The organism is Dietzia sp. UCD-THP (genome assembly GCF_000349585.1).
GTDB lineage: Bacteria > Actinomycetota > Actinomycetes > Mycobacteriales > Mycobacteriaceae > Dietzia > Dietzia natronolimnaea_A.
In genome coordinates this window covers 39,672-64,857 of record NZ_AOSR01000053.1, presented here as the reverse complement: position 1 = coordinate 64,857, position 25,186 = coordinate 39,672, and the positions used below count along the sequence as shown (strand labels likewise).

The following is a 25,186-nucleotide window of genomic DNA, read 5'->3' as shown; positions in this document are numbered from 1 at the left end:
GTGTCCTCCTCGGTCCTGTTCGCCGTCCTCGCCATCAGCCTGGCCGTGGCGCTGGTGGTCTGGACCGTCGTCACCGGGCTCGGGGGAGATCGCGCTCGCACCGTCGCCAACCTCACGCTCGGTCTGGACGCCGCGCCGACCGACGGGAGATCGGCGCAAGACGAGGAGTCCACTCCCGGGCCGCTGATCGTGCTCGCTCGACGCCTCACCCCGGCCGGGTCCATCCGGATGCTGGAGAAACTGCTCTCCCGCGCCGGCCGCCCACCCGGGTGGTCGCTGGACCGGCTGCTCGTGGTGAAGCTCGCTTTGGGTCTCGGGGTCGGCGCCCTGAGCGTGCTGTTCATCCGCAGCGCGGGAGGGGCTCTGCCGGTGCTGCTCGGCCTCGCGACCACCGTGGTCTGCTACTTCCTCCCCGAACTGCTCCTCCACAGCCGGGGTCAGGAACGGAGCCAGGCCATCCAACTCGAGTTGGCCGATACCCTCGACCAGATGACGATCGCCGTGGAAGCCGGGCTGGGTTTCGACTCCGCCATGTCCCGGGCCGGCAAGAACGGGACGGGCCCCCTCGCCGAGGAACTGGTCCGGACTCTGCAGGAGATCCAGGTCGGCCAGACCCGCAGGCAGGCCTACGAGTCACTCGCCACCCGCAGCGACGTCGCCGACCTGCGACGCTTCGTCCGCGCCATCATCCAGGCCGACGCCTACGGCATCTCGATCGCCGACGTCCTGCGGACCCAGGCCGCGGAGATGCGGATGAAGCGCCGCCAGCGAGCGGAGGAGAAGGCCATGCAGATCCCCGTCAAGGTGATCTTCCCGCTGATCCTCTGCATCCTGCCGGTACTGTTCATCGTGCTCCTGGGCCCCACCGCGATGAACATGATGGAGGCATTCTCCTAGTGCTCCCGAGCACCGCCGCGACCATGACCGCGATCCTCACCGCGGTGGTGTGCGGGGCACTCGCCGCGGCGCTGACCGGGTGGATCCGATCCATCGCAGACTCCGACTCCCGCTGGCTGCGCTCCGGTCTCCACGTGGGCCTGGCCGCCGCCGGTGGGGCGGGAGCCGCCGGGCTGGCCGGCACCGTTCCCGAGCTGGTCGCGTTCGCGGCGCTCGCGGTGGCCTGTGGGGTGCTCGTGGCGATCGACCTGGCCGTGCACCGGTTGCCCGACGTCGTCGTCGTCCCCATGTACCCGGTCCTCCTGGCGACGTTGGGCGTGGCGTCCGCGGTGACCGGGGACTGGGGCGCCCTGGGGCGCGCCGCCGCGGCGGCACTGGCACTGCTCGCCCTCTACTTCACCCTGGCGTTCATCAACCCCTCGGGACTCGGGTTGGGCGACGTTAAGCTCGCCGGCGTCCTGGGTCTCTTCCTGGGCTGGTTGGGTTGGTACTACGTGCTGGTCGGGACGCTGGCGGCGTTCGCGATCAACGCGGTCGTGGCACTGGTGTTGCTCGCCAGCCGTAGAGCGAACCGCCACACCGGCATCGCGTTCGGGCCCGCGATGATCGCCGGTGCGGCGGTGGCCGCGTGGCTCTCGGTGGCAGGTTAGGCCCGCCTAGTCCGAGATCGCCTCCAGCGGGTCGGTCTTGGCGGCCCGGTGCGCCGGCCACAGCGAGGCCAGCACACCCACGACCGCGGAGGCCACCAGCACGACCCCGATGTTCCCCCAGGGGATGGTGGTCTCGCTGAGCCCGCTGTCCGCGAGCACCGAGACGAAGGCCCAGCCCAGATAGACCCCGACGGCGGCGCCGATCAGGGCCCCGAACACCGCGATCTGCGTGGATTCCAGGTTGATCGTGCGCCGGATCTGGGACCGCTGCATGCCCACGGCGCGCAGCATGCCGATCTCCGTGCGCCGCTCGATCACCGACAGTGCGAGGGTGTTGACGATCCCCAGCACCGCGATTATCAGCGCCAGTCCGAGCAGGGCGTAGATGATCGTCAGCAGCTGGTCGATCCCGCCCGACTGGACGTCGATGTACTGCTGCTTGCTCTGCACGGTGGCGATCGGGGTGTCGGCGAGCTCCTCGGTGACGGCGGCCAGCACCTCATCCGGCGGGGTCCCCTCGGCCGCTTTGGCCAGGACGATGGCCGTCGAGCGGAGGTTCTCCGGCACCAGCCTCTCGTACACGTCAATACCGGTGTAGAAGGGGCCGAGGATCTGGGCATCGTCGTAGACGCCGGTCACCCGGAGGGTGGACTCACTGCCGTCCGGGCCGACGAGCGGTACCCGGGTGCCCATGGTCCACCCGTTGTCGCGCGAGACCTCCCGGGAGACGACCAGCGAGTCCTCCTGGGGTTCGAGCGAACCGTCGAGAACTGTGGCCTCGAGCAACTCCCCCACCGGCCCGCCGGCGGCCGCGAGCGCCTGGGGTTCTCCGCCGAGCTGTCCGAAACCGAACGCGAGCCACGCCACGTCCCCGACGCCGTCGACGCCCGCGATCTGGTCCTCGATCCCGCCGGCCAGCGGGGTCGGCGGACCCTGTGAGGCCACCCCCTGGACGATGACGTCGGCGGTGATCCCCTGGTCGATGAGGCCGCTCACGCTCTCCTTGGTGGTGGCCCCGAGCGTGCCGAACGCCGCGACCAGGGTGAGCCCCAGGGTCAGGGCGAACGCCGTGGCGGCGGTGCGGCGGGTGTTGCGGCCGGCGTTGGTGGCCGCGAGCTTGCCGACTGCACCGAAGGGCGCGCCGATGACCCGCCCGATCCCGCCGGCGATGGGCCTGGCCAGGGCGGGCATCACCAGGAAGCTGCCGACGATCAGGGCCGCGGCTCCGACGCCCACGGTGATCGCACCGCTCCTCGTGGTGTCCTGCCAGGTGCCGATCAGCGCCAGCATGACGCCGCTGACCACGGCCAGCAGTCCGACGGCCGTGCGCCAACCGCCGCCGGCCTCCGAGGAGGCCGCGCCGACGCGCATGCCCTGGACCGGTGCGACGCGTCCGGCGCGACGGGCGGGCGCCCACGCGGAGAAGACGGTGACGACGAAGCCCAGCACCAGCGGGGTGATGACGGACATCGGGGTGAGCGCCAGACTCCCCGAGGGGATACCCAGGTCGAAGGCGTCGAGCACGGCGAAGATGACCCTCGCCAGGCCGAACCCGGCGAGCACGCCGATGGCGGACCCGACCAGACCGGTCAGCGCGGCCTCGGCCAGCACGGACCGGGTGAGCTGCCCGCGCGTCGCACCGATCGCCCGCAACAGGGCCAGTTCGCGCATCCGCTGCGCCACCAGCATGGAGAAGGTGTTGTAGATGATGAACGTGCCCACGAGCAGCGCGATCAGCCCGAAGGCCACGAAGAAGTAGTTGACGAAGTCGAGGACGGTCGACAGCTGCGCGGACAGCCTCTCCTTGACCTCCTCGCCGGTGCTCACCTCGTACCCGGGGAACTCGGCGGCCAGAGTGTCGCGCATCTCGTCCTGGCTCACGCCGGGGACCGCACGGACCGCGACGTTGCTGGCGTTCTCACCGTCGGTGAACAGTGCGCGGGCCTGCGCGGGGGTGAAGCCGACCCCGACGTACCCGCCGACGTCGGTCTCCGAGGAGTAGGCACCCACGACCGTGACGTCGATCATCCCCTGGGAGGTCGTGTACACCCGGGCGGGGTCACCGATCGCGAGTCCTGCGTTGTCCAGCACCGACTCGGGGAGGACGACCTCGCCGTCGGCGGCCGGAGCCCGCCCGTCCGAGATCCAGTCGCTGCTGCCGACGGACTGGTCGGGGTCGACCCACTCCAGCCCCTCGGATGGTGCGCCACCCGACTGGTAGGGGGTGCCGTCGGCGTTGAACAGCACCACGGTGCCGGTCACCCCGGGGGTGACGGCCTCGACGCCGGGCAGCCCGAGGGCGCGGTCGGCGACGTCGAACGGAACCCCGGCACCCCGGGGGTCCTCGGGTTCGATCATCGCGGACAGGTCCTGCGTCCCCTGGTCGAGCAGCGAATCGAACGTGTTCTTGAGGGTCGAGGTGAACACGAGCGAGCCGGTGACGAACGCGGTGCCCAGCACCACGGCGAGGACGGACAGGACCAGGCGCAGCTTGTGCGCGGCGATGTTGCGCAGGGACACCCGGAGCATGGGCCGGGCATGGCTGGGCGCCTGACCGGGCGCGTGACCTGCGGAGTGGCGGGCGGAGTGGCGGGCGGCCATCATCCCTCCTCGAGCGCGCCCATGGCCGCCAGGATCTCGTCGGACGTGGGATGGGAGAGCTCACGCACGACCCGGCCGTCGGCGAGCAGCAGCACGCGGTCGGCGTAGGTCGCGGCACGCGGGTCGTGGGTGACGATGACGACGGTCTGCTGGAAATCGTCCGCCGCACTGCGCAGGATCGACAGCACCTCCGCCGACGAGGTGGAGTCGAGGTTGCCCGTGGGCTCGTCGCCGAACAGGATGTCCGGGCGCCCCACCAGGGCCCGCGCGCAGGCGACGCGCTGTTGCTGCCCGCCGGACAGCTCCGAGGGGCGGTGCGAGAGCCGGTCCTTGATGCCCAGCCGCCCGATCACCTCGTCGAACCATGCGCGGTCGATGACGTGGCCCGCGATGTCCTGGGGGAGGGTGATGTTCTCCTCGGCGGTCAGGGTGGGCACCAGGTTGAAGGACTGGAAGACGAATCCGATCCGGTCGCGGCGCAGCGCCGTGAGTTCCTTGTCCGCCAGGCCCACGATCTCGGTGTCACCCACGCGTACCGACCCCGACGTCGGCCGGTCCAGTCCGGCCATGCAGTGCATCAGCGTGGACTTGCCCGACCCGGACGGCCCCATGATCGCGGTGAACCGTCCGCGCTCGAACGAGGCGCTGACGTGGTCGAGCGCGCGGACCTCGGTCTCGCCCTCGCCGTAGGTCATGACGAGGTCGGTGGCGACGGCGGCGAGGTCCGCGCCCTCCGCCCGGTGCTGGGTCTCGGCCTGCGTGGTCATGTGCTCCCCTGGATCGTGGTGGTCGACCTAAAGCATGCAGGAGTTCGGAGCGGGAGCCGATGGGGGATGGCCCCGATCTTTCGCCTGGGGCCACCCCGACGGCCACTCCTCGAGCGATCTGCGGGTCCGGAATCTGCGAGCGGCCCCGGAGACGGGATCGGTGAACTCGAGCGTTTCCGCGAGCAACTGCAGGGGCCGGGAGAAGTCACCGGGGGCGACCGTCCGAACCCGCGGGTACAGGTCGTCGCCGAGGATCGGTGTGCCGAGCGCGTTCATGTGCACCCGGAGCTGGTGCGTGCGCCCGGTGGAGGGCTCGAGGCGGTACAGGCCGAGCGGCGCGTCCCCCTCCCCCTGTCCAGACGCACGGACGTCGAGCAGGGTGATGCGGGTGTGGGCGTCCGGCGGTCCGTCGACCTCGGCGGCCTGGAGCACCCCGCGGGTCTTGACGATCCGGCTGGACCGCTCCCGGACGCGCGGGGTCCCCTCAGGCGCGGGCGCCACGGCCAGATAGGTCTTCGCGACCCGTCGGGCGGCGAAGAGGTCCTGGTAGGCGGCCCGGAACGCGGGGTCGACGGTGAACACCAGGACCCCGGCGGTGAGCCTGTCGAGGCGGTGCGCCGGTGCCAGGTCCTCCAGCCCGAGGTCGCGGCGGAGCCGCACCAGTGCGGTCTGGGTGACGTGCCCCGCGCGGGGGGTGGTGGCGAGGAAATGCGGCTTGTCGACGACGACGAGGCGGTCGTCGGCGTGCAGGACCTCGATCCCGAAGGGCACCTCCACCTCCGGCTCGGGGGCCCGATACGTCCACACGTCCATCCCCCGGTGGCGCCGGGTGGCATCGGTGACGGCGACCCCGTCGGCGGTCACCACCTGCCCGGAGGCGAGGGCCGCCTCGAGCTCGGCGAGCCGGTCGGGGAACCTCCGGCGCAGCTCCTCGGGGATGCTGCGGGGCCCCCGACCGGGGTCGGCGAGCCGGATCCTGACCGGGTCCACACCGTCACGCAGAGGCAGCGGCCGTCGCGGACGTCCGGATTTCGGCATGTGCGGAGTGTAGTCGGTGGGTTACACTCACTTTTCGCCCCAGGCACCACATGCGCCACTTGGACGCCAGCTGCCCCGTTCGCACCAGGAGTACCCATGATCGACGCCGTTGTCGACTTCTTCCTCTTCGGCCCCGGCCGCGCCTTCCTCCCGGCGTTCCAGGGCAGCTTCAACATGGCCTACCCGTCCAACGCCCCCTTCCCCGACGGGGTCTGATCCACCCGGCCCGAGAACGCATCGGGGATCGCACCACGGCGGTATTCTCGGGGTATGGCTTCACTCGAGAATTCCGTGATCGTCGGCATCGACGGTTCAGCCGCCTCGACCGGCGCCGTCGCCTACGCAGCCCACACCGCCGCGACCCGGCGGATTCCGCTCGTGCTGGTCACCAGCTACACGATGCCGGCCGCCATGTTCGCCGAGGGCATGGTCCCGCCCCAACCCGTCTACGACGAGTTGGAGAAGGAGTGCCAGCCGATCGTCGAACAGGCCCGGGCCACCGCGCTCAAGGTCGCCCCGGACATCGAGGTCTCGCACGCGATCGTCGAGGGCAACCCCTCGCAGGTTCTGATCGACTACTCCCGTAAGGCCAAGATGGTCGTCCTGGGCTCGCGCGGTCTCGGCGGGATCAAGGGGATGGTCCTCGGGTCCGTCTCGGCCTCGGTGGCCAGCCACGCGTTCTGCCCGGTCGTGGTGACCCGTGAGGACACCGACGACCTCGACCGGACCGGCCCCGTGGTGGTAGGCGTCGACGGGTCCGAGGTCAGCGCCAAGGCCACCTCGTGGGCCTTCGCGGAGGCCTCCGCGCGTGACGCCACGCTGGTCGCGGTGCACACGTGGATGGATCCGCAGGTCCAGGCCGCCGCGGCGGGGATCGCGCTGACCGACGAGGACTGGCGGCAGCTCGAGGAACAACAGCTGGAGACCCTGTCCGAGCGACTGGCCGGATTCTCGGACCGCTACCCCGATGTCCGGGTGGAGCGGGTCGTCACCCGCGATCGTGCGGTCCGGGCCCTCGTGGAGCAGGCCGAGAACGCCCAGCTCGTCGTCGTCGGATCCCACGGGCGGGGCGGGTTCAGGGGCATGGTCCTCGGCTCGACCAGCCGCGCGCTGCTGCAGGCGTCGCCCTGCCCGGTGATGGTCGTGCGTCCGGAGTCGCACTCGTGAGCGCCGACGAGGACGTCCGGGTGAGGCGCGACCCCGCCGCCGGCCGCTTCGAGATCGTGGTCGACGGCGTGGTCGCGGGTTTCGCGGACTACAACGACGCGGACGGCGTCAGGACCTTTCCGCACACAGTGGTCGATCCCGAGTTCGGCGGCCGCGGCCTCGCCGGTCGGATGATCGGGGAGGCACTGGAGGTCACCCGCGACGAGGGACTGCGCGTTCGGCCCGCCTGCGCGTTCGTCGAGCGGTACGTGCAGAAGCACCCGGAGTCGGCGGATCTCGCCTGAGGAACCTGCTCACATGACACCTGAGGCGCAGGTGAGTAACGAATAAGCGACGATTAACCCCACACACGGTCCCACCGGAGGCGTTCCCGGTCCAGACGTGTTCTCCTGTGAGGGTGGCCCACACCTGGGCCGCGTACGACTCTCGGGAAAGGACACACCACCATGCTGTGGAGCATCATCTCCTGGATCATCGTCGGTGGCCTCGCAGGCTGGATCGCCTCCATGATCATGGGCAAGAACGCCCAGATGGGCCTGGTCGCCAACGTCCTCGCAGGTGTCGTCGGCGCGTTCGTCGTCGGCCTCCTCGTCTCACTCGTGAGCGAGGGCGGCGGGATGCCGGAGGCCTTCTCGATCTGGGGCTTCGTCGCCGCTATCGTGGGCGCGTGCCTGGTCATCTGGCTCGTCTCCCTGGTCAAGGGGCGCGGACGCACCCGCGTCTGACAACGCGCTGACACAGGAGACGCACGACCTCCGGACGAGTCCGAACGGCCCGGCCCCGCACGACAGGGCCGGGCCGTTCGTCTCCTCACCGCGAGCACCCGACGAAAGGACCGGATACGGGACTGATCGACAAGATCAAGAACATCGGCAGGAACCCCGCCAGGCTCAACTCAGCCGTCGCGAAGACCGGGGACTACCTGAACGACAAAGCCGGCGGCGCGAACAGAAGGCAACAGGACAGCGGGGCCGACGGCCCGGACAGCAGCCCGGCCCACGACCCGGCCGACGTGCAGCCTGACGACACCGTGAGGGGCGACCGCCCTCCCGCCGGGGGACAGCCCCCGGCGTGAGCCGGGCCATCGGGTCCGGTGTCGCCTGACACGGCACCGGTCCCGCCGAGACCGCGGTGCCAGCCGATAGTCTGTCACCTGTGACGAGCGCACGGTCGACCAAACCCGGACCGCGGGAGCGGCTCCTGGCCACGTCGACTCGTCTGTTCTCCACCGACGGGATCCGGGCGGTGGGCATCGACCGGATCCTGAAAGAGGCCAAGGTCGCCAAGGCCAGCCTCTACAACACTTTTGGCTCCAAGGACGAGCTGGTCGTGGCGTATCTGAGAGCCATGGCCGAGCGGGACCGCGCCCTGTGGCAGCGACGGGCGGACGCCGCGCCCGATTCGCGGGGGCGCATCCTCGCCCTGTTCGACCTCGTCCGCGAACGCGTGGAGCCCGCGACCCCCGGGTCGTGTCACCTCGCCGCCGCCATCGAGTTCCCCAGCCCCTGCACCGACGGCGAGCGCGCCATCCGGGAGGCGGTGACCGATCAGCGCGCGTGGATCGCCTCCACGCTCCGCTCCGAGCTCGCCGGCATGGGGCTCGAGGACCCCGACAACATCGCCGACCTGGCCGACCGGTTGGCGATCCTCCACGACGGCTCTGTCACCGCGGCCATGCTCGGCGAGGTGGAGACCTCGGCGATGACAGCACGCAGCATGGCCGAGCTGATCCTGGGGATGGTCTCGGAACCGTCGTGAGGCGCGCGGCGGGTGTGCTGGGAGAGGTGCTGGTGACGCTCGGCGTCGTGCTGGCACTCTTCGTGGTCTACCAGGTGTGGTGGACGGATCTGGACGCGGCACGCGCCCAGTCCGCCGCCGACGCCGACCTGGACCGGCAGTGGGACACGGCGGACAACCCACGGATGCGCGGCGGGGTCCCGGAGGACGCAGAGGACGCGGAGGAAAGGGACCCGGCATTGTCCGGCCTCGCGGACGGGACCGCGTTTGCCCGCCTGTACATCCCGGCGTTCGGTTCGGACTACCGGTTCGCCGTGGTCTCCGGGACCAGCGACGCGGCTCTGGAGACCGGGCCCGGGCACTACACCGGGACACAGGGCCCGGGGCAGCCCGGCAACTTCGCCGTCGCCGGCCACCGGGTGGGCCGTGGCTCGCCGTTCAACGATCTCGACGCCCTGCGCTCCTGCGACGCCCTGGTGTACGCCACCGCGGACCGGTGGCTGGTCTACCGCGTGCTGCCCGTCGACGCCCCCGATCCCGACTCGGCGCGCGAGCAGGCCGCCGAATGTCTGCCCGCAGAGCTCGCCGACCGCGCGACGTCGGGGCCATACGAGGGGCTGTCCGGGATGTCGGTGGTCCGACCGGAGGACGTGTGGGTGATCGACGCGGTGCCCGGACGCGCCGAGCCACCCTCCCCCGAGCTGCTGCCGCTGACGACGCTCACCACGTGCCATCCGCAGTTCTCGGCCGCGGAGCGGCTCGTCGTGCACGCCGTGCTCGAACGCAGTGAGCCGCGGGTGGCCGGCGAGGCCCCCGTCGAGTTGGGGGGCCGGTGATGTACGCCCGGCTCTACCGCAGCCTGCCCGGACCGACGCCGGTCCGGATCGTGCTGCTCGTCGCGCTTCTCGCGGCGGTGGTGCTGCTACTCATGGAAGTGGTGTTCCCCGCGGTCGAGTCACTCATGCCGTACTCGCACGTCGCCGTCGACCCTGCAGACTGAGTCAGTCGGCTATGCGGGGCGCGACGAGTTCGGCCACCCGCTGCACCTTGACCGACTGCTCCTGCGTGGACTGCACCGCCAGGACCTGAGTGCCTCGGGCCAGGACCACCAGGGCGCCTCCCGGACCACCGGTGCGTCCGCCGGTCCATCCTCCCTCGACGTCCGAGCGCTCGGACTCACCGACGGGGGCCGAGTCGTCCACCAGCTCGGTGGCCCGCTCCTCGGACGCGACCGAGTAGACGGTCGTCGTGAGCTGGACCGCCCCGTCCGCGCCGTAGAAGAAGCAGGCGGCGGGGTCGACACGGTCATCGATCCGCACGTCGGTGGCCAGCTCGCCGTTGAGCCTCGACGCCTCGTCGACGGACAGGTACGGGCACTGCTCACGAGTCACGGGCTCGACCTGGGGGATCTCAGGCTCGCTGGTCTCCGGCGGCGCGGTCCGGATGGTCCCCATCTCCGGTGCCGGCTCGCCGTCGCCACCGCCGCACCCCGCCAACACACCGAGCAGGACGACGGCCATGGGGGCGAGGAAAGTCGTGGTGGCGATACGCATGATGCCCAGGATAGGACCCAAATACCTGGGTAGGGTCATCACCACCGAGCGGAGACCACCCACCCGCACCGACGACCGACGGGGAGGCGCCACATGCCCGGCCCATCCACGCACGGAGAAGGCGCCGACCGCGTCGGGAGGCGCCGCCGCGAGCTGCGCGAGACCATCTCCTCCGTCGCACTGGACCTCGCCCTCGAACGGGGACTCGACGCGGTGACGGTGGACCAGATCGCCAAGGCCGCCAACGTGTCCCGCCGCACGTTCTTCAACTACTTCCCGTCCAAGGCCGCCGCGTGCATCCCGGATACCTTCCCCCCGGACCGCGACGCGGTGCACCTGTTCCTCACCGACCGGTCCGTATCCACGCTGACCGCGCTCACCCGCCTGTTGTGGCTGCAGGTCTCCATGGCCCGGCAGGAGACCCCTCTGTTCAACCGGTTCCATGACATGTGGCGGCAAGAGCCGGGAATCCGCACCGAGGTGTACGCGATCCTGTCGCGGACCGAGGAGGAACTCGCCGCGCTGGTGGCCCGCCGAGAGGGCAGCGAGCCCGGGTCCGTGGAGGCCGCCACCGTCGCGGCGGCCTCGATCGCGATCGTCCGGGTGGCGGTCGAGCAGTGGCGCACCGACGAATCGCCGACTCTGCTGGAGGATCGGATCCGGGAGTCGTTCGACGCCGTCATCCGGGCGACCGAGATCGTGCCCGGCGAGCCCTGAACCCGCGCGGACAGGTGCTCGCGGACCGGCCGGGAGCCTGCATCGAGCCACGACATCGTAGGATCGGTCCATGCGATCGCAGCGACCCCGCACCGCCCCGGGGGGACGAGTCGCCCTGGGATTGGCGGCGTCTGCGGCGGTCCTGGCGATCGCGGGGTGCTCGGCGTCCGGCGTCGCGGGTAACGGGGAGACGGGTCCACCCCGGATCTCGCCGGCGCCACAGCCCGACATCGCCGCCGCGATGATCGAGGGACGCCCCGCCCCCGATGACCGGTTGAACGCCTGCGAGCTCCTCGATCTGCCGACCGATGAGCTGATCGAGTTCACCGGTGCCGACATGCCCGAGATCGAGCCCATCGGCTCCGGTGATCTGGGCCTGATCTGCACCTACGGCGGCCCGGGATCGCCGGAGCTGTACGAGATGCAGCAGTCGGAGGCGACCACCGAAGAAGCAGAGGACGCCGACGGGTCCGACACCGCCGACGACGACGCAGCCGACACCGCCACCACGTCCACCGAGGTCAAGCCCATGCCCACGACCTCGCCCACCTCCCCCCGGACCGCCGCCGCGGACCGGAACGAGATTCCCGATACTTTTGCCGCCGGGGTCGTCAAGCCGCGGGGTGGCCCCCAGGCCGCACTCCGTGGACAGCCCGCGCTGCTGGGGGTGCGATACGCCTGCTCGGAGGTCCGCGGCGATGAGTCGGCCTCGATCGCGGATGCGCCGCCGGGCGCCCCCGAGGCTCCCGCGCCGGTGCTCCCCGAGCTCAGCACCGCGTACATCGACTGCGCGGCGGCCCCGACCGGCGGCGGTGTCGAGGTCCACACGATCCTCATCGCGGACAACGATCTGTGGCACATCACGCTGATCAGCCCGGAGACGCCCCGGTCCCCCGACGCCGAGGCGCGAGCGCTCGCGGGTCTGCACAGGGTCGCCGAGCACATCCTCGACTGACGTTCCACTGGAAATCAGAAACGGCGCCGGAGCCCCTCAGCATCCGACGCCGTTCCCTTTCAACGGACTGCGCATCGCGCCTTCCGGTTTCCACGCGCGCCCCGAAAGGCGGCGGGCCGACACCCCCCCCCAGGTGCCCCGGTAATGAAACCGGCCCCTCATCGTGAAGTAACAGCCCCTCATCCGTTCTTCACCTCGCCACCGCACCCCCCGGCCGGTGACTGGTTGAACTCTATGTTGCACTCGTTCCGCTGGCAAGCCCATGAACAGCAGTTCTTCTGTTGACTTATGGTCAGTACGGGGAGCCGGTTGGCTCACCTGCACTTTTGTGAATACCGTTACCAACGAACGATGCAACCAACCCTCTCCGATCGGGCCCCCTCCGATCCGGTCCGCAGGAGCGCCCCAGCCCGGCGCCCACACATCCACTGCCGCACTCACCGCGCCCACGGGGTTCTGTTACGTATGTTTCCTGTGTGACAATTGTGGCTAAGCTGAGTCCTGCGGATTCACTCACCGCACCTGTGGCTCACCCCCGTCACTGCCCGAAACGTCACCAGTGCCCGGCTGACCGCGGCCCGAAGGAGAACGATGACCCGCCGAACCCGCTTCCTCGCGTCCCTCCTGGTCACGACCGGCCTCGCCACCGGCCTCACCGCCGGACTGGCCCCCGCCGCGTCAGCGCAGTCCGTCGCCTTTCCCGGCCTGGAATCGGCGCCCCTTCCCCAGGTACCCGGGGTGGCCGCGCAACCGGTCCTCACGATCCCCGTGCCGGCACCGCCGCGCCCCGCGGTGGAACCGGTGGCGTCGGTGTACCCCACCCGCGACGAGACCGTGGGGGTGGCGCAACCCGTCATGATCCGGTTCGACCGGCCCGTCGCCGACCGCGCCCGGGCGGAGGCCTCCGTCGGGATCCGAACGGCACCGTCCGTCCAGGGGAGGTTCTACTGGGTCGGCGACTCCGAGTTGCGATGGCGGCCCCACGAGTTCTGGCCCGCCGGCACGGCGGTCACCGTGTGGGCCGGCGGGCAGGAGAACACCTTCCGCACCGGCGACGCGGTCGTCTCGACCTACGACGACGCCACCCACCTGGTCACCGTCACCCGCAACGGCCAGATCGTCCGCACGATGAGGGCCTCCGCCGGGCGGGACTCCTACCCCACCCACAACGGCATCTATTACAACGGCTGGCGTGCGCGCGAGGTCCGGATGGACTCCTCCACCTGGGGACTGTCCAGGACGGCGGGCGGCTACGACACCACCGTCGAGAACGGGGTGCGGTTGAGCTACGACGGCATCTTCGTCCACTCCGCGCCGTGGTCGATCGCCGACCAGGGGGTCCGCAACGTCTCCCACGGCTGCATCAACCTCAGTCCCGAGGACGCGGCCTGGTACTACGACAACACCCGCAACGGCGACCCGTTCATCGTGGTGGGCGGACCGGGCCGGCAGTTCGGCGAGTTCGACGGCCAGGGCGACTGGAACTACTGAGGCGGCCACGGGACCGGCCCCAGGCCCACCCCCGCGGGTCGGGGTGAAACACAATCGATATGGCGCACGACACCCTAAGAGAGTCCTCCGCCTAGGCTGAGAGGTACCCCTCGTCTCCGTCGTCCCCAGGAGTAGCAATGACCCGTTCACCCCGGATCACGGTCCTCGCCTCGATCCTCGCCGCGGCTGCGCTCGTCCTGGGGCTCGCCACGGCGGCCAACGCGCAGTCGGTGATGCCCCCGAGCCCGCCCGGCATCCCCCAGCTGGAGAACGCGCCGTTGCCCACCCCGCTCATCCCGGGGGTCGGGGCGATGCCGGTCCTCACCTATCCGGTGATCGGTCCCGACCGACCCGCGCCCGAGTACGGCGACGTCAACGTCTTCCCCACGCAGAACGAGATCGTCGGCGTGGCCCAGCCGGTCATGTTCTTCTTCGACCGGCCCATCGCGGACCGGGCCCGCGCAGAGGCCACGCTCGGGATCCGCACCGAGCCCCCGGTTGCGGGGAAGTTCTACTGGGTCAACAACTCCGAGGTGCGATGGCGCCCGCACTCCTTCTGGCCGGTCAACACCTCGGTCACCGTCTGGGCCGGCGGCAAGCGGCAGCAGGCCTTCCGCACGGGTGACGCACTGATCGCGGAGTACGACGACCGCACCAAGCACATCACCGTGACACGGAACGGCCAGCACGTGCGCACCATGCGGGCGTCGGCGGGGATGCGCGGCTGGGAGACCTACAACGGCGTCTACTACACGGGTCAGCGCGGCCGGAACGTGCGGATGAACTCCGAGGCCTTCGGGCTGCGGATCGAGGACGGCGGGTACGACTCGATCATCAACGACGCCGTCCGCCTGAGCTACGACGGCATCTACATCCACTCCGCCCCGTGGTCGATCGCCGACCAGGGCGTCCGCAACGTCTCCCACGGCTGCATCAACGTCAGCCCCGAGGACGCGCGCTGGTACTACGAGAACTCGCGCAACGGCGACCCGTTCATCGTCAAGAACGGACCCGGTCGGCAGTTCGGCGCCTTCGACGGCCAGGGCGACTGGAACTACTGAGCGACCGGAACTACTGAGCGACTGGACCTACTGAGCGGCGGGGACTACCGCGGCGGCACGGGCGCGAGCACGCCCAGAAGCTGATCCGCCGGCACGCACCGCGGCGGCCGCGCGCCTCCGGCCTCGGCTGCCGTGCCACCCAGGGCGTCCGTGACCAAGTCCACCGCCCGGGGCGAGGCCAGCACGGTCAGATGCCCCGAGCGGTCGGCCTCACAGCCGTCCTGGAGCCTGACGACCCGCAGATCCACGAAGTCCGGGACCACGGGCGCGGTAACGGGGCCGGTGAGTTCGTCGTAGTCCGAGACCACCGCGACGTACCGGACCCCGCGCGCGAACGGCACGCCCTCGTCCCCGAGCCACGCGAGGGTGGCCTCGGCGTCCCGCCGCGCGGTGCCGGGAGAGATCACCTCGAGGAACTCGGTGACGAACTCCGGCGGACCCTCGCCCGACCGGGCGGGGTCGACCCCCAGCGTGACGACGGTGCGCACCGCGTGGGCCCGCGTGGTGGCGGTGACGTAGGAGGCGATGATCGCTCCCTGGGAGTGCCCCACCAGGTCGACCTCGTGGGCCCCGGTCAGGGCGCGGACCCGGTCGATCTCGGCGGCGAGCTGCGGCGCCGAGGCACCGGTCAGCGAGTCGAATCCTCCCGTCGAGCCGAGGCCTGGCGGGGCCCCGACCGTCGGTGCCCATACGCAGTAGCCCTCCGCGGCCAGTGCCGCACCATACGTGGCCCACGAGTTGCCGCCGTTGAGCCCGGTGCCGTGGACGAGGATCACCGGAACCGGATGGCGGGCGCTCGGCCGGCAGTCGTCACGGTTGATCCCGGGCGGGTCCGCCAGGCCATTGGTGAGCTGGTGTGCCGCGCCGTCCCACCAGCGCCACGGGACCTGCTCGGTGGCGGGAGACGCCGTGGCTGGCCCGGAAGCGACGACGACGAGGGCAGCAGCCGCGACCAGGCCCGCGACCCCTGTGACCGCCCGGCGCGCGCTCACGAGCCCGGTGGGGCCGGGATCGGACCCAGGTAGGGGGCGATGGCCTCACACCGGGGCGCCCGGGGATTGGCGGGATCGAGCGCGTTGAGCACGAAGTCCGCCGCCCGCGGGTCTGAGGCGATCGCCAGGTGTTCGGCGTGGTCCTGCTCGCACCCGTCCTGGATCACCACGTTGGTCGTCATCGGCCCGGGCACCAGCCCGGAGGTGTAGGGCGTGACCAACTGGTCGTACCGGGTGACGACGTTCAGGTAGCGCACCCCGGGGGCGTAGGGCGAGCCCCCGCCCCACAACAGCTGTAGCACCTCGGAGCCGGGGGACATCTGGGACAGGGCGGGGATCTGCCCCAGCTGCTCCGACACTCCCGGGACGCCGTCCAACGACCTGCGCATGCCCCCTCCGGAGCCCTCCCACAGCGGGGCGATCGAGGCCACGGTGTGCACCTTGCCGGGGCGGCCGACCTTGGCCACGAGGCCGGAGACCAGGGTGCCCTGCGAGTGGCCCACGAGGTCGACCTGCTGGGCGCCGGTGGCGGCCAGGACCCGATCGACGAACTCCCCGACCTGCGGCACCGAGACCGCCGTGATGTCCGAGAGCCCGCCCAGCACACTCACCGGCCACGGGACATCAGGCAGGGCGCCGTAGGTCAGCGTAAACACGCAGTAACCCTCGTTGTGCAACAGCGGACCGTACGTGGGCCAGTTGGTCACGGCGCCACCCGAGGTGCCGTGCACCAGCACCACCGGACGTGGCTTGGCGGCCGAGGGCCGGCAGGTCCAGTCGTTCGCCCCGGGGAGTTCCGCCCCGGGTTGGGTGAGCGCCATGCCGGCGCCGTTCAGGAAGCTGTAGGGCACCGGGATCGGGGCCCGCGAGGTCGGATCCGTGGCGTGGGCGGCGCCCGTGCCCGTCACGACGAGGGCGGCCGCGGCCACGGCGGCCACTGCAGCGCGGGCGGCACCGATTATGTTCATCTTCTCATTAAGCCACGCCCTGTGATCATCGGCAGGTCCTTTGCGTATACAAGCCCGGGCTCGGCTTCGACCACGGCCTCGACGGCGTTGACCAGCCGCATCGCGGTGACGAGCATTCCGGATTCGTTGTGGTCGCCGTGTTCGGCGTGGTGGGTGAACTCCACCCGCATGGACGGCTGACCATGGATCTCGATGCGGTAGCACCCGTCACCGTGATCGGGCCTCGGCCAATCCGGCGCCTGGTCCGCGGCCGTGCGGGTGACGTGCTCCAGGACGATGCGGTCCTCACCGTCGACCTGACCCGCGACCTCGAACCGTAGTGCCGCCTGCGTGCCGGCGGGGACCTCGCACGCCAGCAGGGACAGGTCGCGCTCGGCGGGCAGTCGCTCGTGGCGTTCGACCAGGGGTTCGTCGAGGGCCACCCCGACCGCGGCGGCGAGCTGCCGGACCACCGACCCCCAGCCGGCGGCGAGCATGCCCGGCCTGAGGAGAGGGGGGAGCGACTCCATGGTCTGTCCGAATCCGAACAGCCGCCGCATGGTCTCGCCCTGGTGGTACACCGAGTAATCGGCGATCTCGCCAACCCGGATCAGGTCGATCCGCCGGGACAGGCTCGTCATGACCATCGGCAGTACGTCGTTGGCGAATCCCGGGTCGATCCCGTTGACGTGCAGGGTCGCACCGCCGCCCCGCCCGGCCTCGTCCAGGGCGGAGATCATCTCCGCCGGCAGGATGCCGTGCGGGTACTGCAGCAGCACGGGCCCGGAGGCCACCACGTTGACACCCGCCCGCAGGAACGCGGTGAAGTCCTCGATCGCCTCCATGAACCGGGACTCGGTCTCCGCGGTGTAGACCACGGCGTCGGGTGCGAGCGCGATCAGCTCCGCCCGGTCGTCGGTCGCGTCCACTCCCAGATCGCGGTCCAGACCGGCGAGCCGGCCGGCGTCGAGGCCCACCTTGGCGGGGTCGGAGACAAAGACGCCGACGAGCTCCAGTTCAGGCCGGGCGTCGATCGCCTCGACCGCCATCCTGCCCAGGTAGCCCGTCGACCACTCCACGACCCTGATCGGCACATCCCGCTTCGACATGATCGGACGATAACCGTATCGAGCCCGCGCCGGGCCGGGCTCACCAGATGCTGACGCGCTCCTCCGGGGCGAGCCACATGCCGTCGGCCTCGGTCACACCGAACGCCTCGTGGAAGTCGTCGAGGTTCTTGACCACCTGGTTGCAGCGGAACTCCGGCGGCGAGTGCGGATCCACAGCCAGACGACGGGCGGCCTCCTCGGCGCGGGTCTTCGTGCGCCACACGATCGCCCACGAGGCGATCAGCCGCTGCAGTCCGGTGAGACCGTCGATCTCCGGCCCCACCCCGGTTCCCACTGCGGGCTCGCCGTCCTGCCCGTTCGCCAGGCGGTAGGCGAGGATCGCGATCGTCAGTCCGCCCAGGTCGCCGATGTTCTCCCCCACCGTGAAGGCGCCGTTGACGTGGTCCTTGGCCGGATCCAGACCGTCGGGGGTGAGGCCCTGGTACTGAGCGATCAGCGCCTCCACCCGTGTTCCGAACGCGCTGCGGTCCTCGTCGGTCCACCAGTCCACGAGGTTCCCCTCGCCGTCGTACTTGGACCCCTGGTCGTCGAACCCGTGGCCGATCTCGTGCCCGATCACGGCGCCGATCGCCCCATAGTTCGCGGCGTCGTCGGCGTCGGCGTCGAAGAACGGCGGCTGCAGGATCGCGGCCGGGAAGACGATCTCGTTCATCACCGGGTTGTAGTAGGCGTTGACCGTCTGCGGCGTCATGTGCCACTCGCCGCGGTCGACGGGGCCGCCGAGCTTATCCAGTTCGTAGTTGTGCTCGAACTCGGCGGAGCGGCGCACGTTGCCGAGCAGGTCGTCGGAGCGCACCTCCAGCGCCGAGTAATCGCGCCATGTGTCGGGGTAGCCGATCTTGGGCACGAACGCCTCGAGCTTGGCCAGCGCGCGCTCGCGCGTGGCCGGGGTCATCCACGGCAACCGGCCGATGGAATAGCGGTAAGCCGCGGTGAGGTTCTCGACCAGCTCGACCATCCGGGCCTTGTGGCCGGGCGGGAAGTGCCGCGCCACGTACTCCTTGCCGACCTCCTCGCCGAGGGCCGCCTCGACCGCGCCGACGCCGCGCTTCCAGCGGGCCTTGTTCTCCTCGGTGCCGGACATCACGGTGCCGTAGAAGCGGAAGTTCTCGTCCACCAGCTCGGCGGCCAGGTAGGGCGCGCGGGAGGAGACGGTCCGCCAGCGCAGCCACTGCTTCCAGGTCTCCAACGGCTCGGTGTCCCACAGCTCGGCCACGGCGGTGAGGTAGTCGGGCTGCATCGCGACGAGCCGCCCGAAGGTCTCCTCCGTGCCGCCGACCTCGCGGGCCCAGTCGTGCCACGGGAAACCCGGTGCCAGCTCCGGCAGTTCCTCCCACGTGACGGGGTTGTAGGTCTTGTCCGCATCCCGGCGGGCCACGACGTCCCAGTGGGCGGCGGCGATGCGGGTCTCCAGGTCGACGATCTGCTCCGCGGTGCGGCGGGCCGCGCCCTCGCCTTCCGCGCTCTCGACAAGCCCGGCGAGCTCGAACATCCGCGCGATGTGGTCGGTGTACTGGTCGCGCAGCTTCGCGTACTGGTCCTCGCGGTAGTACGACTCGTCCGGCAGCCCGATACCGTACTGCACCAGGTAGAGGATGTACTCGCTGGAGTTCTTGGCGTCGTTGTTGACGTACGCGCCGATCAGGCCACCGACGCCCACCTTCTCCAAGCGGGCCATGGCACGAGCGAGCGCGTCGGAGTCGGCGGCGCCGTCGATCTCGGCCAGGTCGGGTGCGAGGGCGGCCACCCCGGCGGCCTCGACCGCGTCGGTGTCCATGAACGAGGCATAGAACGCCCCGATCTTCGAGTCGACCGGGGCGTCGGTGATGATGTCGCGCACCCGCTCCTCCGACAGGTCGCGCAAGGCGAGAAACGCGCCGTCGATAGGCCGATCGGCGGGGATCACATGGTCCCGCAGCCAGGTACCGTTGACGTGCTGGTACAGGTCATCCTGCGACCGCACGTCGGGATCGATGTACTGGAGGTCCAGGCCCGAGGGGCGCGGGGCGTCGGCGGTGGGGATCTCGGTCGCTGTCATGCGACCAGGTTACTGAAAGGGGCGACGAGCAGTCCCTCAGTAGAAGCCGTTCTCGAGGTTGTGCTGCTTGGCCCCCGAGTAGGCGTCGACCATCCCCCAGACCCAGAACCCGAGCATGATCGGGATCCCGATCAGGACCACGGACAGCAGGATCCCGAGGAAGTACCCGGCCATGATGCCGATCCCCTTGCCCGCCTGGCCGTTGATGATCGTGCCGAGCCCCGGCAGGAAGAAGGACAGCACCAGCGAGAGCGCCGGCTCCTTGCGCGACGCACCGTAGTTCGTCGCGTACGGGTGCACAGCGCCGGCACCAGGGGCCCCGTAGGGCTGGACACCGAAGTGCTGGGCCCCGTAACTCGGCATTCCGTAAGGTTGAGCCCCGAACTGCTGAGCCCCGAATTGCTGGGCGCCGTAGGGCTGATCGTGGAACGGCTGGTCGGCGAACGGCTGCTGGCCGTACCGGGGGGACGTGTACCCCTGACCGCCGAAGTCGGTCGACCCATAGGGCTCCGTGCCATACGTCGACCCGAACGGCGCCGAACCGGAGGGGTCGGTCCCGAATCGTTCAGTCCCGTACGCGCCCCCGAGGTCCCCGTACGCGGACCCGAAGTCGTCGCGGTCGCGGCCGTGGGGCTCGTGATTCTCCGACGGGGTAGTCATGCCCCCCACAGTAACGCGGCGCAGCGACATGCCGGTTGCGAGCCGGTATCAGTTGCGCGCGGTCATCCCTGGACGAGCCCAGATGTCGGCGCAGTCGACGCAGGCGTCCTCTGACACGACCCCGACGCGCTGCAGTTGCCCGTACATCCAGCACCCGAGGCAGAACCCCAGGGCTGCCTCGGCGAGAGCTGCGGCCACCAACACACCCAGCACCACGACCCCCGCCGTCGTGAGCCCGCCCAGGAACAGTCCGAGCGCGACCGAGGACATGACCAGGCCGATCGTCTGGGCGAACCGCTTGGGCGCACCAGCGACCAGCTTGGGCTCGGAGCTGACCCTCGGGGCGAGCACGTGCACCGAGAGCCTCCCGAACGGTGAGTACCGCGGGCCTCCGGCCACCCGGAGGGCGAAGCCGACGACCAGCGCCGCGGCGAGCCAGGTCTGCGCGGGCGGCGGTGCCAGCATCGTCCCCACCGCGAGCGCCACCACCAGACCGGCGGTGCACCGGGCGGCGTAGTCATTGACGACCTCTGGGAACGCGAACACCTCTCGCAGGCTCATGCCCGACCTCCTCGACCTCTCCGTAGGTTCCGTACCGGCACTTAGGTAGACAGATCTGTCTGTCAATACCTCCGAGGGTACGCCTGAACCGGCCGAAGTCCCAGTCCGGTCGTCACGGGACCAGCCGACCCCGGGGCACCCGCACCCCGCTCCTAGGCTGGCGCCCGTGCCCCACACCTAGGCTGGCGCCCGTGCCCCCACCGCTCCGCCGCCGTTCCGGCTCGCCCCGACCGCCCGCCGCACCGTCCTTGCCGCGTCGGGAGCAACTGCAGACCCCGAGGTCCGATCTCGAACCGGACGGTCTGTGGGATGGCGTGTGGGCCAGCGCCGAGGACGCCCCCGCGCCCGCCGAGGGCGCGGTCCAGATGGGCGGTGCGGAGATCCGTGAGTCGATCCTCCAGAACATCCGGCTGAGCAGTGCCAGGGCCGACTCACTGCGACTCACCGACGTCGAGGTGCGCGGGTGCGACCTGTCCGGCATGGTCGCCGACGGGGCCACGTTGACGCGGGTCAGATTTGTGGGATGCCGCCTCACCGGCGTGGTCCTGTCCGACAGCAGACTCACCGACGTGTCCTTCGACGACTGTCACGCCGACATGATCAACCTGCGCATGGCCCGGTTGCACCGGGTGCGGCTGTCCTCGACCCGCTGCAGGCAGGCCGACCTCATGGAGGCGCGGGTGGCGGACCTGTCGACCGACGGCGCGGACCTGCGCGGGGCGACCCTCGACAAGGCGTCGTTCGCGGCGGCGGACCTCCGCGGGGCCGACCTGGAGGACCTGAGGGGAGCGTCCGCCCTCCGGGGATCGCTCATCTCGCCGGAACAGGTCCTAGGGGTCGGCCTGGCGCTGATCGCCGAGGCGGACATCAGGGTCGAATGACCTCTCCTGAGCAGACGGGCCGAGTGAGCGGGATGGGACGAACGCTCAGGGTAGGTGGGTGGCCGCGTCGCGCCACTGGTTGACGGCCCGGTTGATCATCGCCTGGAGGCGGAGCACCTGGTCGCGATCCGTCAGGGTGACCCCGTCGACCCCGGTCCTCAGCACGAGTTCGGGCGTCCCGCGGCCTGCGCCGTTCTCGTCGAGCACCACCGTCTCCGTGACGGTCACCTCGAGAACCGCGTCATCGGCCGGCCCGTCGACTTCGGCGACGAGGTCATGCCTGTAGCGGGGGGTCGAGAAATCTACTGCATCGGTCACGAGGGGAACTCCCGACTGGGAACGGAGGGATTTCTTCCACCATAGGGGCGGCGGGAGAGGTGATCGCACCAGTGGGACAGCGTGTTACCGGTTGTGACGGATCCGTGACCCACACCACCACCGCCCGGTCGCCACACACCGATGAATTGTGAGGAAAGTTGCGCGAGTTGCTTGTGTGATTGTTGTTACTAATTGATACTTCCCCCATGACACCAGCCGGTCAGCCATCGCGCCATGCCCTCCTCCCCCGCCTCATCGTGGCCCTGGCCTCCGCGGTCGCTCTGGCCCTCGGCCTCCTCGTCGTCGTCATCTCCCCCCGCGCCGACGCCGTCGTCCCCCTCTCCCCCGCGTTCGACGGCCTGGCCCGCGGCGTCGACTCCTCGAGTTGGCAGCATCCGCACGGCGCACACGTCGACTGGCACGCGGCCGCCGCATCAGGCCAGTCGTTCGCCTTCGTCAAGGCCACCGAGGGCACCGGCCCCGCGAACCGCTACTACGAGGCCGACGTGGAAGCCGCCCGCGCCGCGGGGATGGCCGTGGGCAGCTACCACAAGGCGCGGCCCGCGATGGATCCCGCGATCCAGGCGCGCGCCTTCGCCACCCGGGTGCAGTCGGTGGGCGGCGAACAGTTGCCGCCGGTGCTCGACATCGAGACCGACGAGGGCAAGAACCCGCAGGAGCTGATCGAGTGGACGCGGGTCTTCCTCACGGAACTGCAGCACCTCACCGGTCGGACGCCGATCGTCTACACGTACCGGTTCTTCTGGATCGACCGGATGGCCAACACCACCCAGTTCTCCGAGTACCCGCTGTGGCTGGCCGAGTACGGGGTCCCGGAGCCGACGCTCCCCGTGATCGGCGGGTGGAACGAATGGCTGTTCTGGCAGAACTCGGAGACAGGCGAGGTGCCGGGCTTCACCGGTCCCGTGGACCTCAACATCTTCGCCGGGACACGCGAGGATCTCGGGGCGTGGATGGGGCCTGTCACGCCGGGCGAGGCGCCGGCGCCCGCACCCGAGGCCGCGCCAGCTCCGGCGCCGGCGCCCGAACCGGCACCGGCGATCGCGCGCGTTCCGGATCCCGCACCGGTGCTCGATCCCGCTCCCGCCCCTGTCGCCGGGGGACGCGCGGAACCGGTCACCATCGTGGTCCCCGAAGGTCTCCCCGCGCCCGACGGCGTCAGGCTGCCCGAGACCGTCACCGTCCCGGCCCACATGCTCGACCAGATCCCGCCAGAGTTCCGCTAGACCGCCCGGCGCCGGGACACCGCCGCCCGCAGCGCCCGCCAGCCCACGAGGAACACACCGGTGGCGAGCGCGGCCACCACCATGAAACTCCAGTGTGGCACCCGCCCGTCACCCAGACCGCGGATCACCATCCCGACGACGAGCGTGCAGGCCCACACCACGACACCGGCTCGGACCCTCGCGGGGTCGCGGCGTGCGATCAGCACCGCGATCCACCCCACCAGCAGGCCCACCAGGAAAGGCCACGCCGTACCCCATACCTGGCCGATACCGAGGCCCTCGGAATGGGCGCCGCGCCCGAAGGTCGCGAACACGACCACCGACACCGCGTCTAACAGGAATACCAACGGAAGCGCCACCGTCGTCACGACTCCTTCTCGTCTCGTCGCGTCGGGCCACTCACCGCACAGGAGTCCTCGTCGGCCTCGACATGGGTCTCATCGCGGGCCCCGCGGCCGCTCCCGTCACCCTCGCCCGGCTCGCCGGGCTCGCCCGTCCGCGTCCCGTCATCGCGGACCCGCAGGAGGGGGATCGGACCGGAATGGCCGTGGACGGTCGGGCGCCACGGCGTGCCGTGCAGCGGCCACATCGCGGCGATTCCGGCCGGCGGGGCGGCGACGACCGCGGACCGGTCAGGGTGGCCAGTAGTCGACGACGACGGGCGCTCCGGAGGGGGAGAGCCGTCCTCGTGGGCGACATCGGGGTCGACCTCCACTGCTCCACGGTAGAAGAGGAAGAAGACCACCCACCCGGCCAGCGCCACCAGGACAAAGCTGACGATGCGGTAGAGGAACACCGCCGCGAACGCCTGATGCGCACCGAGTCCGCCCGCGGTAAGTGCGGTGATGAGCGCGAACTCGACCGTCCCGAGCCCGCCCGGAGTGATCGGCGCGGAGGCCACGATCTTGCCGGTCACATAAGCGATGCACAGACCTCCGATGCTGGGCTGCGCGCCGACCGCGTGGGCGGCCGCCCACAGGCAGCCGACATCGGCCACCCAGTTGAGCAGCGAGAACGCGAAGGCCTTGGAGAACTGGGTCTTGGTCATCTCGACCGCCTCGGCCTGCTCCACGATCTTGCGCACACCGGCGGCGCCGTGATCGGCGGACTTGCGTCGCCGCGCGTTGACCCAGGCCAGGAGGGTCAGCAGGGCCTCCTCGATCCTGTCCGGGTTCCGCGCGGCCCACTGCACCACCACCACGATCGCCACGAGACCGACGGCCGACAGCATGAGCAGGAACGGGTTGGACACGCGGCCCACCAGGAAGAAGCCCGCCAGCGCGAGCAGCACGATCCCCACCGCCGACAGCACCCCGGAGATCACCAGCTGCCACGACGCCACGACGCGGGTCGCACCCCACTGCCGGGTCTTGCGGTAGGTCAAGGTGGTCCCGAATACCTGACCGCCGGGAATGCACGTCGAGAACGCGTTGGCGGAGAAGACCAGGCCGACGCTCCCCCAGTACCCCACCCTGACCCCGGCCGACTGGAGGAGCACCTTCTGCACGGAGCCGTAGCTGGACATGGAGAGGTACGAGAACACCAACGCGACCGCGACCCATCCCCAGTGCGGATTGACCACCGCCGAGAACCCCTCGGCGAAGAACGGCATCTGTCCGCGGAGCCAGTAGAGGACGAAACCCAGGACGGTCAGAGTGGCGATCGCCTTGAACCAGGGGTTGGCCAGGACCATCCGGGCACCACGGCGCAGCGTAGTGCCCCGCGTCCCCTTCATCACGCCACCATAACCCGTGGGACGGCCGGGACCCAGGTTCACA

At 70.5% G+C, this 25,186-nt stretch carries 27 protein-coding genes; 14 read left to right on the top strand and 13 right to left on the bottom strand.

The features are described 5' to 3' along the window. Complete coding sequence (locus H483_RS40020) at positions 1-897, top strand: type II secretion system F family protein (protein ID WP_017836190.1); 897 nt, start codon at positions 1-3, stop codon at positions 895-897. Further along, positions 897-1,547, top strand: a complete 651-nt coding sequence (locus tag H483_RS25855; protein WP_017836189.1) for an A24 family peptidase — start codon at positions 897-899, stop codon at positions 1,545-1,547. Before H483_RS40020 ends, H483_RS25855 begins: the two co-directional genes overlap by 1 nt. Before the next feature lie 6 nt (positions 1,548-1,553). Here the strand turns inward: H483_RS25855 and H483_RS25850 are convergent, their stop codons facing one another. From H483_RS25850 to H483_RS25840, 3 genes are read right to left on the bottom strand one after another with little or no spacing between them, the layout of a single operon-like run. Beyond that, positions 1,554-4,151: an ABC transporter permease gene (locus tag H483_RS25850; protein ID WP_052308372.1), complete on the bottom strand. Its 2,598-nt coding sequence runs from the start codon at positions 4,149-4,151 to the stop codon at positions 1,554-1,556. Then, positions 4,148-4,915, bottom strand: a complete 768-nt coding sequence (locus H483_RS25845) for an ABC transporter ATP-binding protein (protein WP_017836187.1) — start codon at positions 4,913-4,915, stop codon at positions 4,148-4,150. Before H483_RS25845 ends, H483_RS25850 begins: the two co-directional genes overlap by 4 nt. A gap of 27 nt (positions 4,916-4,942) precedes the next feature. Continuing rightward, positions 4,943-5,953: a pseudouridine synthase gene (locus tag H483_RS25840; RefSeq protein ID WP_031264668.1), complete on the bottom strand. Its 1,011-nt coding sequence runs from the start codon at positions 5,951-5,953 to the stop codon at positions 4,943-4,945. A gap of 270 nt (positions 5,954-6,223) precedes the next feature. Here H483_RS25840 and H483_RS25835 point away from each other — a divergent pair, with 270 nt between their 5' ends. From H483_RS25835 to H483_RS39540, 6 genes are all read left to right on the top strand, one after another. After that, positions 6,224-7,120, top strand: a complete 897-nt coding sequence (locus H483_RS25835; RefSeq protein WP_031264667.1) for a universal stress protein — start codon at positions 6,224-6,226, stop codon at positions 7,118-7,120. After that, entirely contained in the window at positions 7,117-7,404 is a 288-nt protein-coding gene (locus H483_RS25830; RefSeq protein ID WP_017836183.1) for a GNAT family N-acetyltransferase, read from the top strand. The genes H483_RS25835 and H483_RS25830 overlap by 4 nt, the downstream gene beginning before the upstream one ends. 162 nt (positions 7,405-7,566) lie before the next feature. Beyond that, entirely contained in the window at positions 7,567-7,845 is a 279-nt protein-coding gene (locus H483_RS25825; protein WP_017836182.1) for a GlsB/YeaQ/YmgE family stress response membrane protein, read from the top strand. A 430-nt stretch (positions 7,846-8,275) separates the two neighbouring features. Continuing rightward, positions 8,276-8,878 (top strand): TetR/AcrR family transcriptional regulator, encoded by a 603-nt coding sequence (locus H483_RS25820; protein ID WP_017836181.1) that lies wholly within the window; start codon positions 8,276-8,278, stop codon positions 8,876-8,878. Continuing rightward, positions 8,875-9,693 (top strand): class E sortase, encoded by an 819-nt coding sequence (locus H483_RS25815; protein WP_042329191.1) that lies wholly within the window; start codon positions 8,875-8,877, stop codon positions 9,691-9,693. The genes H483_RS25820 and H483_RS25815 overlap by 4 nt, the downstream gene beginning before the upstream one ends. Continuing rightward, a complete protein-coding gene (locus H483_RS39540) occupies positions 9,693-9,857 on the top strand; it encodes a hypothetical protein (protein ID WP_017836179.1) in 165 nt (54 codons plus the stop codon). The genes H483_RS25815 and H483_RS39540 overlap by 1 nt, the downstream gene beginning before the upstream one ends. Position 9,858: 1 nt before the next feature. Here the strand turns inward: H483_RS39540 and H483_RS25805 are convergent, their stop codons facing one another. Then, on the bottom strand, positions 9,859-10,410 hold the full coding sequence (locus H483_RS25805) for a DUF2020 domain-containing protein (RefSeq protein ID WP_152427894.1): 552 nt from the start codon (positions 10,408-10,410) through the stop codon (positions 9,859-9,861). A 93-nt stretch (positions 10,411-10,503) separates the two neighbouring features. Here H483_RS25805 and H483_RS25800 point away from each other — a divergent pair, with 93 nt between their 5' ends. The 4 genes from H483_RS25800 (at position 10,504) to H483_RS25785 (ending at position 14,634) form a co-directional block, all read left to right on the top strand. Beyond that, positions 10,504-11,127 (top strand): TetR family transcriptional regulator, encoded by a 624-nt coding sequence (locus H483_RS25800; protein ID WP_017836177.1) that lies wholly within the window; start codon positions 10,504-10,506, stop codon positions 11,125-11,127. 70 nt (positions 11,128-11,197) lie between these two features. After that, a complete protein-coding gene (locus H483_RS25795; protein ID WP_017836176.1) occupies positions 11,198-12,082 on the top strand; it encodes a hypothetical protein in 885 nt (294 codons plus the stop codon). A gap of 591 nt (positions 12,083-12,673) precedes the next feature. After that, a complete protein-coding gene (locus H483_RS25790) occupies positions 12,674-13,573 on the top strand; it encodes an Ig-like domain-containing protein (RefSeq protein ID WP_017836175.1) in 900 nt (299 codons plus the stop codon). Positions 13,574-13,710: 137 nt separating this feature from the next. Further along, positions 13,711-14,634, top strand: a complete 924-nt coding sequence (locus H483_RS25785) for an Ig-like domain-containing protein (protein WP_017836174.1) — start codon at positions 13,711-13,713, stop codon at positions 14,632-14,634. A 44-nt stretch (positions 14,635-14,678) separates the two neighbouring features. On the opposite strand, the gene H483_RS25780 is transcribed toward H483_RS25785, so the two are convergent. From H483_RS25780 to H483_RS25750, 6 genes are read right to left on the bottom strand one after another with little or no spacing between them, the layout of a single operon-like run. Further along, positions 14,679-15,626, bottom strand: a complete 948-nt coding sequence (locus H483_RS25780; RefSeq protein WP_017836173.1) for a triacylglycerol lipase — start codon at positions 15,624-15,626, stop codon at positions 14,679-14,681. Continuing rightward, positions 15,623-16,594: a triacylglycerol lipase gene (locus tag H483_RS25775; RefSeq protein ID WP_031264666.1), complete on the bottom strand. Its 972-nt coding sequence runs from the start codon at positions 16,592-16,594 to the stop codon at positions 15,623-15,625. Before H483_RS25775 ends, H483_RS25780 begins: the two co-directional genes overlap by 4 nt. After that, positions 16,591-17,682 carry a diacylglycerol kinase gene (locus tag H483_RS25770; RefSeq protein ID WP_017836171.1) on the bottom strand — a complete coding sequence of 364 codons (1,092 nt, stop codon included), beginning with the start codon at positions 17,680-17,682 and terminating at the stop codon, positions 16,591-16,593. The genes H483_RS25775 and H483_RS25770 overlap by 4 nt, the downstream gene beginning before the upstream one ends. A 40-nt stretch (positions 17,683-17,722) precedes the next feature. Continuing rightward, complete coding sequence (locus H483_RS25765; RefSeq protein WP_017836170.1) at positions 17,723-19,741, bottom strand: M13 family metallopeptidase; 2,019 nt, start codon at positions 19,739-19,741, stop codon at positions 17,723-17,725. 36 nt (positions 19,742-19,777) lie between these two features. Continuing rightward, on the bottom strand, positions 19,778-20,401 hold the full coding sequence (locus tag H483_RS39865) for a hypothetical protein (RefSeq protein WP_017836169.1): 624 nt from the start codon (positions 20,399-20,401) through the stop codon (positions 19,778-19,780). A 48-nt stretch (positions 20,402-20,449) separates the two neighbouring features. Further along, positions 20,450-20,962, bottom strand: a complete 513-nt coding sequence (locus tag H483_RS25750; protein WP_017836168.1) for a DUF4395 domain-containing protein — start codon at positions 20,960-20,962, stop codon at positions 20,450-20,452. Between the two features lie 191 nt (positions 20,963-21,153). Between H483_RS25750 and H483_RS25745 the strand changes: the two genes are divergently transcribed. Then, positions 21,154-21,843, top strand: coding sequence for a pentapeptide repeat-containing protein (locus H483_RS25745; protein WP_081615117.1), 690 nt, complete (start codon positions 21,154-21,156; stop codon positions 21,841-21,843). 45 nt (positions 21,844-21,888) lie between these two features. On the opposite strand, the gene H483_RS25740 is transcribed toward H483_RS25745, so the two are convergent. After that, positions 21,889-22,161: a hypothetical protein gene (locus H483_RS25740; protein ID WP_017836166.1), complete on the bottom strand. Its 273-nt coding sequence runs from the start codon at positions 22,159-22,161 to the stop codon at positions 21,889-21,891. A 206-nt stretch (positions 22,162-22,367) separates the two neighbouring features. On the opposite strand from H483_RS25740, the gene H483_RS25735 reads away from it, so the two are divergent. Further along, on the top strand, positions 22,368-23,408 hold the full coding sequence (locus H483_RS25735) for a glycoside hydrolase family 25 protein (RefSeq protein WP_042329189.1): 1,041 nt from the start codon (positions 22,368-22,370) through the stop codon (positions 23,406-23,408). On the opposite strand, the gene H483_RS25730 is transcribed toward H483_RS25735, so the two are convergent. Then, positions 23,405-23,776, bottom strand: coding sequence for a DUF3054 domain-containing protein (locus H483_RS25730; protein WP_017836164.1), 372 nt, complete (start codon positions 23,774-23,776; stop codon positions 23,405-23,407). The genes H483_RS25735 and H483_RS25730 overlap by 4 nt on opposite strands. Further along, the gene (locus H483_RS25725) at positions 23,773-25,143 is read right to left on the bottom strand and encodes a YbhN family protein (protein WP_152427893.1); all 1,371 of its coding nucleotides are present in this window, start codon (positions 25,141-25,143) and stop codon (positions 23,773-23,775) included. The genes H483_RS25730 and H483_RS25725 overlap by 4 nt, the downstream gene beginning before the upstream one ends. Between the last annotated feature and the right edge of the window lie 43 nt (positions 25,144-25,186).